The 14,264-nt window shown below is 50.7% G+C and carries 9 protein-coding genes and 1 pseudogene; 2 read left to right on the top strand and 8 right to left on the bottom strand.

The genetic code is table 11. From position 1 onward, the window contains the following. The first annotated feature begins 73 nt into the window (after positions 1-73). Positions 74-2,572 (top strand): TonB-dependent receptor domain-containing protein, encoded by a 2,499-nt coding sequence (locus HKD32_RS09060; protein WP_337905510.1) that lies wholly within the window; start codon positions 74-76, stop codon positions 2,570-2,572. Positions 2,573-2,644: 72 nt separating this feature from the next. Further along, entirely contained in the window at positions 2,645-4,567 is a 1,923-nt protein-coding gene (locus tag HKD32_RS09055; RefSeq protein ID WP_194257907.1) for a CocE/NonD family hydrolase, read from the top strand. A 165-nt stretch (positions 4,568-4,732) separates the two neighbouring features. Here the strand turns inward: HKD32_RS09055 and nagB are convergent, their stop codons facing one another. The 8 genes and pseudogenes from nagB to HKD32_RS09015 form a co-directional block, all read right to left on the bottom strand. Next, complete coding sequence (nagB, locus tag HKD32_RS09050; protein ID WP_010504690.1) at positions 4,733-5,497, bottom strand: glucosamine-6-phosphate deaminase; 765 nt, start codon at positions 5,495-5,497, stop codon at positions 4,733-4,735. A gap of 308 nt (positions 5,498-5,805) precedes the next feature. Then, positions 5,806-6,484: pseudogene (locus tag HKD32_RS09045) on the bottom strand (IS5/IS1182 family transposase). A gap of 93 nt (positions 6,485-6,577) precedes the next feature. Next, complete coding sequence (locus tag HKD32_RS09040) at positions 6,578-7,750, bottom strand: FAD-dependent oxidoreductase (protein ID WP_194257876.1); 1,173 nt, start codon at positions 7,748-7,750, stop codon at positions 6,578-6,580. Between the two features lie 486 nt (positions 7,751-8,236). Then, positions 8,237-9,871, bottom strand: coding sequence for a S10 family serine carboxypeptidase-like protein (locus tag HKD32_RS09035; protein WP_194257875.1), 1,635 nt, complete (start codon positions 9,869-9,871; stop codon positions 8,237-8,239). 146 nt (positions 9,872-10,017) lie between these two features. After that, positions 10,018-11,424, bottom strand: coding sequence for an 8-oxoguanine deaminase (locus HKD32_RS09030; protein ID WP_194257874.1), 1,407 nt, complete (start codon positions 11,422-11,424; stop codon positions 10,018-10,020). Positions 11,425-11,530: 106 nt separating this feature from the next. Beyond that, positions 11,531-12,025, bottom strand: a complete 495-nt coding sequence (locus HKD32_RS09025) for a nucleoside deaminase (RefSeq protein WP_194257873.1) — start codon at positions 12,023-12,025, stop codon at positions 11,531-11,533. Further along, the gene (locus HKD32_RS09020) at positions 12,009-13,367 is read right to left on the bottom strand and encodes an amidohydrolase family protein (protein ID WP_061930055.1); all 1,359 of its coding nucleotides are present in this window, start codon (positions 13,365-13,367) and stop codon (positions 12,009-12,011) included. Before HKD32_RS09020 ends, HKD32_RS09025 begins: the two co-directional genes overlap by 17 nt. Next, the gene (locus HKD32_RS09015) at positions 13,364-14,203 is read right to left on the bottom strand and encodes an aromatic ring-hydroxylating oxygenase subunit alpha (RefSeq protein WP_061930058.1); all 840 of its coding nucleotides are present in this window, start codon (positions 14,201-14,203) and stop codon (positions 13,364-13,366) included. Before HKD32_RS09015 ends, HKD32_RS09020 begins: the two co-directional genes overlap by 4 nt. Positions 14,204-14,264: the final 61 nt, after the last annotated feature.

The raw sequence follows: 14,264 nt of genomic DNA, 5'->3' as shown, positions 1-14,264 counted from the left end.
AAATCACCGTAGACGCATATTGTATCGAACCCGTAACGTGAATTTAGGTGTGATATTTCGAGGAGTACAAGTGGTGTCGGCGGTGAAACTATCAGGCAAGTCCAGAAGAAAATCCCATTACCTTTTGACGACAAGCATCTTGGGAATCGCTGTTGCAAGCGCTTCTTTTCATAGAGCAGAGGCGGCTGCAAAATCACACCAGTCAGCCAAAATTCAGCATACTTCCTCCCATCCAATTTCGCGCTCGAAAGTTTCTCCGCATCAAAGGCGTAGTACGATTGAAAGTGCTGATTCTGAATCGATTTCAGTCAGTGTCTCTCGTGTTCGCAGTCATGGCCCTGAAGTCGCTGTAACGCGAAAGGTTATGGATAGATTTGTGGAGGGAACAAACCCTATGCAAATTCTGGCCATGACAACGCCGGGAGCAAATTTCACATCTACTGATGCCTTTGGTCTCGATACTTATGGCAATACATTTTATGTGCGCGGATTTACCCAAATGCAGATTGGCGCAACATTAGACGGCATTCCGCTGGGATCGCAGGGATTTGCCAATAACAATGGTGTATCTATCACGCAGGCAATGATTCAGGATGATGTTGCCGGGATGACGATGTCTCAAGGGGCTGGGGCGCTGGACTCATTCTCTGCTCAGAATCTTGGCGGCGCAATGACATATACGTCCTCTGATCCCAAGGATAAGGCAGGGGGTAAAATCAGTCAGACTTTCGGTAGCTATAATGCGTATCGAACCTATGCCCGTGTTGATAGTGGCATCCTGAACCAGACCGGAACCAAATTCTACGCATCCTTCGCGCGAACAGACACGGATTTGTGGAAGGGAGCCGGGGGGCAAAGTGAATTGCAGGCTGATGCAAAAATTGTCCAACCTATCGGTCAACACGGCAAAATCACTGGGTTCTTCGGTTATGGTAATTTCCAGCAAATGAATTATCTGACTCTTACCAAGAATATGTGGCGACAGATGGGCCGTAATACAACTTATTTGAAGCCTGATTATGAAAAGGCTAAACAATGGGCTTATTATGCTCAGTACACATCGGACGTTCCTCCAGGATATGAGGGAAGACTTTCGAATGACGAGATAGGTGACTATGCTTGGGATGCATCTCAGGTCCAGAGAACTTATTTGTCCGCAGTAACGGGACACTTTGATCTGTCTGATAAAGTTCATTCAGATACGGTCGCATATGGGAATATTGGTAGCGGCCTCTATGGCGGAACCAACAATTTCGTGACATCTCCCAGTTACGGTGTTCCTGCACTGCAGGCCGATGGCTCGGTCTCCGGTGTCCCGATGGCATTAGGGATGTCACATGCTGATATGCGACGCTTGGGATTCACGCAGAAAGTTTCAATTGAAGCGCCACACAATAACTATATCGAAAGTGGCATCTGGTATGAAAATAACCGCTGGATTTATGATTCCATGCTTTATGAAGATGGCTTGACGACAGGTCATAATCCTCTGGCAGGCTTCAGGAAAGGTACTGGAAGTACATGGTATAATGATGCTTATAATACCAATACATTCCAATTCTTTCTTCAGGATCGTTGGAAAATTATTCCTGGAATGACGCTTCTGGCGGGGTTTAAATCACTCACACAAACTACTCATGGTGGTACAAAAGCAGATTACACGGACCAACTCACGGCGGCTGGGTGGAATACTTATTATCGTCATCCCGCAGGCGGCTCAATGACGGCTTCGGGAGCGTTTTTGCCTCATTTCAATTTCGATTATCATTTTCTCAATCATCATGAAATTTATTGGGATATTGCAGAAAATCTCCGCGCCTACGATTATTATTCCCAAACGTCTAGTGCTGGACCGTGGGGTGGTCTGGGAAATTCGTCGCAATCCGCCCAATCTGTTTTTGATGCTAACAAGAAAGTTCTCAAGCCTGAGAGGACATGGAATTATATTGTTGGGTACAGGTATGATTCCCAATTTTTTTCAGGAAGTGCTGATTTTTACCATACAGATTACTATAACAGGCTTGCTTCCATTACCGAAGGAAGCACGGCGACAGCCCATAATGCTTATTTGAATGTCGGTCGTGAGACTATGAACGGTGCCGATGGAGCAATAACGATCCGCCCATTCCGTGGGCTTGAAATTACAAATAGCGTGAGCTGGAATGATGCAGAATACCAGACAACCTCTATCAATTACAGTGGAAAAAATTACAGCCTTAAAGGCAAGCACCAAGTATATTATCCAAAATTCATGTATAAAGCTAATTTGAATTATACTTGGCGTAAGGCAATGTTCAACTTTAATGTCAATTACATTGGTTCAAGGCCAATGACATATCTTAACGATGAATATGTTCCGTCCTACTGGATGGCAAATCTTAATCTTGCCTACAATTTTGGCCAAGTTGGCTTTGCTCAGAACATAAAAACAACTTTCGGCATTACCAATCTTTTTGATAGTAACTATATTGGTGGCATCTACGGAGCAGCATCGGTTTCAGGTGATAATAATGCCAATCTGTTTGTGGGATCTCCCCGGCAGTATTTTGGTACTGTTTCCGCAGAATTTTAACATCATGTGATAGCTCCGAAAAATACTCTGTGGCATAGATACGCCATACTTGATGACCATTCACTTTCTGGAATGACTATGAAAAAGCTTCTTATGGTATCGGCTTGTGCATTAATGTTGACGCAAACTGCATTTGCGCGACCTGGGGCCGGTTCGGTCTATACTGATATGCCAACCGATTTTCATGAGATCAATTCAACTTTTGATTATGTCCGCCGGGATGTGATGATTCCAATGCGTGACGGAGTCCGGCTCCATACGGTTATTCTCGTTCCCAAAGATGCTAAAAACGCGGGTATGTTGATGACGCGTACGCCGTATAATGCGGCACATATGGCTTCTCTGGGGTCAAGTAGCCATATGGCATCTATCCTTCCTGGTTATGACAACATGCCGGATGTTATTGTTGACGGCGGGTATATTCGTGTTCTTCAGGATATACGTGGGAAATACGGCTCTGAGGGTGAGTTTGTCATGAACCGCCCCATGCGAGGGCCATTGAACAGTACGGCTGTCGATGAAAGCACCGATACCTGGGATACCATAGAATGGCTGGTGCACAACGTCCCCCAGAGTAATGGGAAAGTTGGTATTCTCGGGGTGTCCTATGACGGATATACGGCGATTACAGCGCTTTTTCATCCTCATCCAGCATTGAAGGTTTCGGTTCCAATGAACCCGATGGTTGATGGCTGGATGGGAGATGACTGGTTCCATAATGGTGCATTTCGTGAAGAGATGCTGCCCTACATTTATGACCAGGGTGCGACGCGGAAAAATACGGCTGAATGGTGGAGCAGTACTTTTGATTCTTACACATTGTTCCTGAATGGTGTTTCTGCGGGAGCAGTCGGTAAGTCCCGAGGAATGGATCAGATCGGTTTTTTCCGGCAATTGCTGGCACATCCCGCTTATGATTCATGGTGGCAGTTACAGGCTCTTGATCGTCTTCTTCCGCAGGAAGGGCTGAAGGTCCCAACCATGCTGATACATAGTTTGTGGGACCAGGAAGATAATTATGGTGCAATCGCCGTTTATGATGCACTGCGCAAACACCCTGAGGCGCGACCAAACCTGTGGCTTGCAATGGGACCATGGAATCATGGAGGTGAGATCCACGCGGCCAGTATGTTGGGTTCAATAGATCTCCACTCTGATACGGGGCTGTATTTTCGAAGGCACGTTCTCATGCCGTTTCTTGCGCATTATCTAAAGGATGAGGCTATTGCCCTTCCAGCGCGCGTAACAGCTTATCGGAGCGGCGAGGATGAATGGGAAACCATGGATTCGCTACCCGCGCCAGAGTGTGACGATCAATGCTCCTTTTTGTATTTCCAGCAGAATCACGGATTGGCCTTTAAGAAGGCATCGGGTTCTTCCGGTCATTTTACTTATGTTTCAGATCCTGATCATCCTGTGCCGTATGTCACTCTTCCGGTTGTTCCTAAAGATAATGCAAATTCGGGATGGCGTTGGTGGCTTACTGCCGATCAACGCAACGCCGCAGCCCGTCCTGATGTGTTATCTCTGACATCTGCAGTATTGACGGCGCCGTTTACCATTACAGGAGAGCCGCTTATGCACCTGACTGCGGCGACAACCGGGACTGACGGAGATTTTGTCGTCAAATTGATTGACGTTTATCCTGATGAGGTCGCTTCCCAGCCTGCGATGGGTGGCTATCAACTGATGGTGTCAGGCAATATTTTACGCGGGCGATATCGGAAAAGCTTTGAGCATCCTGAGGCCGTTCCTGCAAACGAGAAACAGATTTATCCAGTACGTCTGCCAATGGTAAACCATACATTCCTGCCAGGTCACCGAATCATGATCCAGGTGCAGTCAAGCTGGTTTCCGCTTTATGACCGTAATCCTCAAACCTATGTCGATAACATTATGGTTGCGCCTAAGGAGGCTTATAAACCTGCAACGATTTCTGTAGATGTTTCCGAAAGTTGGTTAGAACTTCATGGAAGTGCCAAATCAGCCTTATAAATTGGCACGTTAATAGAAAAATTCTCCTGCTGATTTTTTACCTCTCCAGCACTATTATTATAAGAATGATATATTCATGTTTAATAGTCGGAGAGGAAATATTAAAATTGTAAAAACTAATAAAAATTATATTATTTATAATTTATTTTTTTAATTGGCATACTTTTAAAGTATAGCATTGAACCCGTTAGAGCTATTATTCTTCCAAATTGAAGCCGCTGCGTTATCCAAGATGACGGTACAATCTTGATGTAAACGAATAGCTGTGGCGCTGACATTTTCGTTGAGCGGTCCATTCAGAGCATCATCAACGATAGCGGCTTTTCCTTTTCCAACAGCCACTAGTAAAAGTTTACGCGCCTCCAGAATTGTTCCGACCCCCATGGTTAACGCGTGCTCGGGAACGCGTGTCGGATCATTGCCAAACATACCAGAATTTTGACGACGTGTGATCTCATCAAGGTGTACGACACGTGTACGACTATTAAAGGCTGATGGAGGCTCATTAAAGCCGATATGCCCAGTTTCCCCAATTCCCAGAAGCTGAAGTCCAATTCCTCCAGCATTTTCTATAGACGCTTCATAACAAGCACACTCTACACTCAAGTCTTCGGCAATTCCGTTCGGGACATGAATTTGTGAGGGTGGCATGTTCACATGCTTAAAAAGATGCTCCTGCATGTAGTAGCGGTATGAATTGGGGTCTGTAGCAGAAAGGCCAACATACTCGTCCAGATTGAAAGATGTTGTTGCGGCAAAATCCAGAGCAGAGGCTTCATACTGTTTGACCAGAAGTCGATAGATGCTTTCCATCGTGCGGCCTGTTGCTAATCCCAGAACAGGATGAGGATTATAAAGAACTTCGCAGGCAATCATGTCGGCAGCCTTGCTGAAAGCCTGCTCAGGGCTATCGGTTACGATGATGTTCATGGATTGACTGAGATCCTGTCTGATGGCGTTGGAGAGAAAGCATACGCGCACGGGGCAATCCCGGACGTTTGTTCTTGCGAGGTGAGTGGTTTCCAGGGGAGGTGTTCTGTTGGGAGTGATGTGGCTCAGATGAATTAATGCTCCAGCGATATGAGATGCTCGTGAGCAATCATGTCAAGTCATTATTGTGATCGAAATTCGTTAAAACCGCTCAAAATAATGACCATTCTATTGAGCGATATTCTGGGCGCCGTATGGTACCCAATGGTAGCAGTTTCCTAATATTTCCAGTCTCTTAGGCTTAGTATTCATAACCAGAAGATGACGTTTGCAGTGGGGTAGATAACGGAGAAGAAGACTGTCGGATATCTGTCCCAGCGTGTGTCGACCGAATATGATTTCGATGCGGTTGCACTGTTTGTATTTTCTCTTGTCATATTTGATCGGCTGTCTGCGGGATTTCCGTCCCGGGATGCAAGGCCTGCTTCCTTTTTTCTCCTTGGGGCCCCCTGAAATAGTCAGCATTATAACCCGGTCCGTCAGCATTCACTGTGCCATGGTAAGTCTGTCCAGCAGGGCAGAAGTTTCCATGTAATCACTGGCCTATCCTGCAGTCATGAAAAATCTCAGTAGTTGTCCATTCTGATCGGTGACCGCTATTGCATACCACCTTTGGTGTGACCGATCAGACGACCTGGATCCCTTTTTTAACCGCAGGCCTGAAGCCGTGCAGTGTGCTTTGGGAAAGGTCGCATCAATCATGATAGTCCGAAGCTCGGTCTTCGCAGCAGACAGGCCATCTATCATCCCTATGAAATACCCATGCCGCCCTAACGCTTCCAGCTGGTGTAGAGCTTCTGTGCGGACCGTATTCCTGGGCAAGCATCACGGCAGCGCAGGCCGTTTACGACTCATAAAAATGATGTCGCTCAGCACGCGGTGGTCATCAACGCGCGATTTGTCATGTCTCTCCGGAAGACGGTCCATCTGGTCATCCGTCAGTCAATACAGGTCATTTATTTTCAATCTCTTTGCAGAACCCGAATCAAAATTTCACAATTAAATCAATGCAGCCTGAGCCTACACTGTGTAGCCCATACTTCTATATAAACCATTGATGACCGAAACACTGCGATGGGCTTCGGCCAGATCGGGTGTTTCATCCGTGCCATTGTACCCAAAACCCATGTCATCGCCCATCCATTGCACGACGATGCCATCGCGTCGGGACACGACATAGACGTTTCCGAAGCTCATGCTGCACAAAGCTTCGGGTTGCGGGATCAACCAGGCAATCTGGCCACGAACAGGAATGATGCTGCTATCGTTCCAAAGCGCGCGCGCTCCATATCCCGTGCAGTTGATGAAAACTGGTTCAGGCAGGGCTGTCAGTTCAGAAGGATGATGCAAGGTCATAGTCTTGATCTTGCCCCCACGCTCCAGAAACTGACGTAGGAGGTAGTCCGAATAGCTTGTGACATTGAAAATCAGATTGGGTTTCTTGTGAACTTCTGAGTAGGGAAGTCGTGTATCATCCACCTGTATCAGATTTCCCTGAGGCTCAATATCCTGAATGCGGTCGTCAAGCTTGGCAAAACCGATAGGATCCGCATGCAAAGGAGCCGGTTCTCTGGATTTCATCCCATAGAATGTATCCCATTCTATGGGGTTTCCTGGAAGTCCTTGCAGATTTTGGTAACAGGAGAACGAATACCGGGCCATGGCTTCCCATCGGTTTACAAATTCGGGTGTCACCGTATCTTTTTGGGCAATACGCGAAGAAGGTGTCCAGCTTCCCGAAGCGCGGGCGGATCGAACAAACGGTGGAAGAGATTCAGCGTAGATGGTCACCTGTGCTCCGGCCTGCTGCGCTACAATGGCGGTCGTAAGGCCGATAGCACCACATCCGAGGACACCAATTTTTTGGGAATTGACGGGTAGAACTCGCTCTACCGCCAGTTTTGCGCTGCCCCAGGAAAGCGACCAGCCACTTCCTCCATGCCCATAGTTATGAACTACGGTTTTGTGACCTATCTGTTCAACATCCAGACGGGGTCCGGCAGCCCGAAACGGGCGTAGGCAGACTGTGATGCGATCAATCCGGTCCGTTCGCGCCCTGATGACCGGAAGAGAGCGAACATCCGCATCCAGATCCAGATTGCGCAGACTTCTGTCCGTGCAACCGGGAAGGCTGGAGAGGCCTAACAGGGAGGCTGCGCTGGTCAGGGCATGACGACGGGAAAGAAAACGCATTGAGGAAAATCCCAGTCAAAAGGAGGAAAGGGAGAGTGATTTTAGGCTGGTCTAGGATCAGAAAACTCAGATGCATACAGCGCGTATTTTTCCGGGATGACATGCAGGACTGGGCGAGAGCATGTTCTACTTTTGAGGCAAAAACTCTGCAGTGATGCCGTCAATTCGGAGTTAATGCAGATCAGAAATATCCATCTTGTTTTGATATTGCAATAATAATTCTGTAATTGGGCATAAAAAGAAATTCTCAAATAAGCGGTTTTCCATAACCTGAAGTTATACGGTGCCCGAATTTTGGATACGCTTGAGTCTTGGTTAAGATTATAAGATTCAAAACACTCAATAGCGACAATAAAAAATTATGCGCCCCAAAGAAAACATAAAACACCGATTAATTTTGTTTGAAATATATTTTCTGTCTTTTCGGTTTTTAATTTAATTGGAGTGTCGGACAGTTCAGGAAAACTGCCCGATCATTTTCAAACCTCAGTCGTGCGTCTTGTTGATGAAGTTGACGACATTATCATGAAGTTCTGCAAGAGCTGGGGCATGGGCATAGACCATGTGACCGGATTCATACTGGTGAATTTCGATATTGGAGGCCAGTTTTCGGGGTATCGGAAGATGCTGCATCTCATAGATTCCTTCAAAAAATGGTGTTCCCAGATCATAGTAACCTTGATTCAACATGATCTTAAGGCTTGGGTTTTGCTTCATGGCGCTCGCCAGATCCGGCAGGACGTTCGGTGCGCCTTTGGCTGGACGGCCTGACTCTGGTTGTTTGTGCACGAAGGCCCATTTCCCGATGGAATGAGCGCTAACCTTATATTCCTGGTACCCGTCATCGAACGCAGGATTGGTGCCGTAGTGCAGGGTGTTCCGGACATAATCATTGAAGGCCGAAACGTAAGCCGACTGCATGGCCGCAAACTGAGGATCGTAATCTGGCGTCTGTCCGAGCGGGTCAATGGCCGGTCCAGAGAACCGGCTGTCCAGACGGCCTGTATCCATGCCGTCATCCCCAAGAAGGGTCTTGGCAAATTCACCGCCACTTACGCGCAGGTCTGCCTTTTTCAGGTACTCGACCGGAAGGCCTGTGTACTGATGAAGTTTCTGGGCCGTCTGCTCCAGTTTTTCGTCTGAAATGGATGTGCCGTCCTGGAGGGCAGACGTGTAATCCGTCAGGGCAAAGTGCTCGACTTCGGACAGGAAAGGCTTCAGGTTTTTTGGCTGGGTCGGCAGCTTGTGATGATACCACGCAGTTGCGGCAAAGCTGGGGAGAGCCAGAACATAGGGCTGATCGACGCTCGGGTTCGACTTTACGCTGTCGATCGAGTTGTCATAGTCCAGGATCTGGGACAGCAACATGACGCCGTTCAGATCAATGCCTTTTTCAGACGCCAGCTGATTGGCAATGATTGCAGATCGGGTCGTGCCGTAGCTCTCACCAAAAAGATACTTGGGAGAGTTGAAACGGTTAAAGCGTGTCAGAAACTGTGCGATGAAGTCTGTAAAGGCTGCTGCATCCGGGTCCGTACCGTAGAATGCCTTTTCCTTATCCTTGCCAACGAGGCGCCCGAACCCTGTGCCTGGTGCATCAATGAAGACCAGATCGGTTGCATCCAGCGGGCTGTCGTTGTTGTCAATCAGATGATAGGGCGCAGCCGGTGTATGGGTATCGTCTGCGGTGACAATACGATGCGGACCAAAGGCCCCCATGTGCATCCAGACACTCGATGACCCTGGGCCACCGTTATAGACAAAGGTGATCGGACGGTTTTCCGGATGGGTGCCTTTCTTGAAGTAAGCCACATAGAAGACTGACGCCACAGCATCCGGGTTCTTCTTGTTGGCCTTTTCATCCTTGCTGCCCGTATCGGAATCATCCCAACCCTGAGCATGAACGATCAGCGTTCCGGTCACAGCCTGATACGCGATGTGCTGCCCACGAATGGTCGCAGTCCCATCTGAAACGACCTTCTGGGGCGTTGTCAGAAAGTGAGATACGCCTTCAGGCGCCTTCAAGGTTTCTGAAGAAGGGGCTTCTGCATGAGCCATCAGGCTGGTCGCAGCGAGTAGGCCTGCCGCAAGGAGGGAGCAGGTCAAAATCTTGGTACGCACGGTGTAACTCCTTACATAGTGCGATTATTCTGGAAGGAATACGAAAGCCTTACAAGTTCCGCAGAGATGAAAAGTCTTTCACATCTCTTTCAGTAATGGAACATTGCTTTGCAACGGGGCGACGTATGTCGTCGCCCCGCTTCTGATCATATCGAGACGTTTAGACGCTGAATGCGCATGGCCTCTTTACGATGCGCTCCAAGAATGTCTCCCAGGTTTTTCAGAACGGGTTGTCCATTCTCCATCAGGATACGGCCATTCACGATGGTTGTGCCCGCTGTTGCTGGGGCGCAGCGGAGCCATGCTTCCACCGGGTCTGTCAACGCGCCAGCAAGGGAGATCTCCGACATCTGCCAGATAACCAGATCAGCACAGGCACCGGGTCTCAAATGTCCGATTTCATCGTCCCAGCCCAGACAGGCCGCTCCACCCCGTGTTGCCATATCCAAAGCATCCCGAGCCGTCATGGAATGGGGGCCATTGCGGAACCGTCCCAGCAGAAGCGCCATGCGGGTTTCCAGCCAGAGCGATGCATGATCGGTGGAGGCTGATCCGTCACATCCAAGCCCAACCCTCATCCCCCTGCGGCGCATGTCCATGGCATCAGCAGAGCCACCACCGATCATCATGTTCGAGCACGGACATTGCGCCGTACAGACACCCGCATGGGCGAGGCGATCGATCTCATCCGTTGAAGGGTAGATGTAATGGGCAACCCAGGAGCGCGGGCTGGCCCAACCCACACGCTCGAAGTATTCCGTTGGGGTGCACCCATAAACATCCGCACAGTAGCGATCTTCGTCGTGATCTTCCGCCAGATGCGTATGGAGGCGCAGATCATACCGGTCTGCCATGGATGCAGATTCTGTCATGATTCGTTCGGAAACACTGAAGAGCGAGCAGGGCGCAAGAGCAACCCGGCCCATCGCTCCGGGTGAAGCATCATGATACGCATGAACCAGACGCTCACTGTCCGCGAGAATGGTGTCTTCGTCCTGCACGACCGACGCAGGTGGTAGGCCGCCATCCTCAATGGAACGCGTCATGGAACCGCGCGTAGCGTGGAAGCGGAACCCAATGTCTTTTGCCGCACGGAACTGCGCATCAATCAGGAACGGCTTGGGATGGACGTACATATGATCCATCGACGTTGTGCAACCACCCATAATAAGCTCAATCATGGCCACGGCAGTTGAAAGATAAACGGATTCTTCATCCAGCCCGGCCCAGAGCGGATATAGCCCCTGCAACCATTCGAACAGCGTTCCGTTCGTGACGGGTGCATAGGCGCGGGTCAGGTTCTGGTACATGTGGTGATGGGCATTGATGAGACCCGGCGTCACTAGCTTTCCATTGGCTGAGAGCATTTTTTCAGCCTGTGGTGGCGTTTCGCCAGAATCTCCCACGGAATGAACACGACCGTCCTTCAGGGCAATCCATCCGTTCGGGATTTCCCAGTTTCGATCAATGTACAGATAGGCGTTTGTAATAAGGAGGCTGACCGTCATTACGGCGTCCTTTCCCGATACCATCAGCAAGTCATGACGGATCATGGCTTTCGCAGAAGGCCCTGTTCCGAAGGTGCGAACTCCGGATCGTCATCAAGCTGGTCTTGAACGGGCGAGGAACGGTCAGCCTAGCATCAGGGTTGCGGGAATGTCACGCCGGATGGGCGTCCCAAAATTCTGCCTGAAGGGCGGCAGCTTCCTCTTCAAGAAGAGGGCCGACAACTTCGACTGTCTGCTGTCCCGCCTCGAAGACAGTTCGACAGGGGAGGTCCAGCGTCGGATTTTCCGCGTGATTGCCCGTCATATCCTTCAGGTTTTTTTCGGACTGGCCGTACACGACGCGTCCAATGCCAGCCCAGTAAATGGCGCCAGAACACATCGCGCAAGGCTCGGCGGAGCTATAGAGCGTGCAGCTTCGCAGGCGTTCAGAGCCATATGCGCGGCTCGCACGACTGGCGAGCAGACGTTCGGCATGGGCCGTCATGTCGCAGCCTTCCGCGCTGTAGCCATTGCCCTTTTCCATCAGAACTGTCCCGTCCGCGTCCACAAGAAGGGCGCCGAACGGATGGTCGCCACCTTCACGCGATTTACGCGCAATATCAAAGGACATACGGAGGAAGCGGAGATCATCAGTGTCTGTCAGCATGGGGAGACGCCTTTTCCTTGATTTGACGGCCATTGACCCAGACACGGCCAATGGTCTGTGACGATGCGTGGCAAACGATTTTCTGCGCGCAGGTAGCGGCATCGTCTTTTGGATGCAGTCGCAGAGCGCCGGACGTTCCCAGAATTTCGACGGCGTCGAACATCTGCCCTGGCATGAGTTGCCCGGCAGAAACCCCCAAGGCCTCAGCCCCTCCGCGCGTGGCAAGCCAGAAGGCTTCCTGAAAGTCGATCCGGCTGTTGGGCAACCCACGCTCTGAGGCGGGAAGGTGAGGATTTGTGCCGCTTTCCAGCAGACGGGAGGTCAGCACCGCTTGTCGGGCATTTTCAAAAATCGAGGGCGAATAGCCGCCGGAAATATCCGTGCCCAGCCCGCAATGAACATGCTCGTCCAGAACATCCCGAACAGGAAGTGCAGCGCCGGCAAAAAACGCATTGGAAGTGGGGCAGTGGGCCAGCGCGGCCTTGCGGGCTCTAACGAGCGTCCGGTCAGCCTGATCTAGAAATCCAGCGTGGGCCAGAACCGTATAATCGCGCAGCAGACCAAAGCGGTCCAGCGCGTGGGTGTCCGTCTGGCCTGTGCGATCCAGAACGTGCTGGTGTTCCCAGTCACTTTCCGACGCATGGGTCTGAACTCGGACGTTCAGTTCGGCGGCCAGTATGCCAAGTCCTTCCAGAAGTGCATCGGAACAGGCGGGAATGAACCGTGGGGTAATGACAGGCTGAACGAGGCCGCACTCATTACCCGGAAGAGCGCGAACAGCCCCAATGAACCGACGCGTTGCATCCAGAGCCTCCCGAGCGCTGGCCTGTCGATAATCCGGCGGGCAAAGGTCTGGGTGATCCATTGCCACGAGCCCGACAAAGCCGCGTTGCCCATAGCGAAGGCAGGTCCGGGCCAGAACAAGACTGGCCTCTTCATGGATCGTCGCGAAATAAAGCGCCGTTGTGGTGCCGTTTTCCAGCAGGGTGCGAACAAGATCGTCATATATCTCTTTCGCAAACGCAGGATCAGCGTAGCGGGCTTCCAACGGGAAAGTGTAGATGCCCAGCCAGTCTTCAAGCGGTCGATCCAGCGCCATGCCAGCCTGCCGCCATTGTGGTGCGTGGATATGCAGGTCTGTCAGACCGGGGATCAGAAGTGTTTCATCCGGCAGCCAGACTGCGTCCTTTCGTGTAGAGAGAGCGTCATAGCGTGCTGTATCTAGAGTGGCGCGTTCATGAATGGTGCCCTCTGTATCGACCAGAAGAGCCACGTTTTCGAGGCGAGCGCTCTGGGGCGTCTCCGATGTCAGAACCCGCCCTATGATGACGACTGCGGTCACGCGAGCACACCATAGGTGACGCCTTTACCCTTCAGCCAGCGGCGATAGGCCACCGAGGATCGGTCCGCCATGGTGGGGATCTCGTACTTACCATCCAGAGGCATCAGGCGAGGGCGCTGGTTTTCGAGAATGATCCTGTCCTGCAGGAAGATGAACTGCTGGAATTCCACCAGCCCTTCAAGAAATGAGGTTTCATCGATCAGAAACATGACGGGATGGGCCCGTGAGCGTGTGGGCGTCATGGGCTGGACGAAGAGAGCAATCACGTCCTGCCGGTCAGGAGAAGCAGGGCAAGTTTTATAGAGAAGTGTCGAGAAGGGCGCCGCAACTCGGTAGGTATAATCGGTGAGAATACCCCCGGAGGCCGAAAGGGCGGCCTGTGGCTGAAAGAACGTACAATCCGTTGCCCAGATTTCTTCGCCCCCTTCACGCGTTTCGATCTGATAGCGGCGAACCTCGGTTTCCGGCTCTGCCCCGAGAATATTGGTGTGAACAAACGGAAAATGCGCCATGTCGAGAAAGTTCTCAACAACCCGTAGACCAGACGAATGAACGGCAATAGACCCGCAACAGACCAGACGCCGATCTGACTCATCCGCTTCTGGGATAGACGGAATATCGCGCACTGGCTCACCCAGAGATGTCCAGAGATAACCGTAGCGTTCACGGGCGGGCAGGGAGCGGTTCCCACAGAGAACCTGCAGAGCGCCTTTATCGTCTCGTGAAACGTCGATGAGCTTGTCCAGCAGCATTGTCTGGAAATGCTGTTCCGTCAGATCTTCCAGCATGGCGAGCGGATACCATTGTGATAACGTTTCCGAATCAACGGTACTCATGGGGCATGGACCTGCTGCTGGTGACGGTTGACCCTGAGTTAATCATGACACTTGGTGTGGG

Origin of the sequence: Gluconobacter japonicus (assembly GCF_015244665.1) — a bacterium.
GTDB lineage: Bacteria > Pseudomonadota > Alphaproteobacteria > Acetobacterales > Acetobacteraceae > Gluconobacter > Gluconobacter japonicus.
This window is presented reverse-complemented; position numbering and strand designations above follow the sequence as displayed.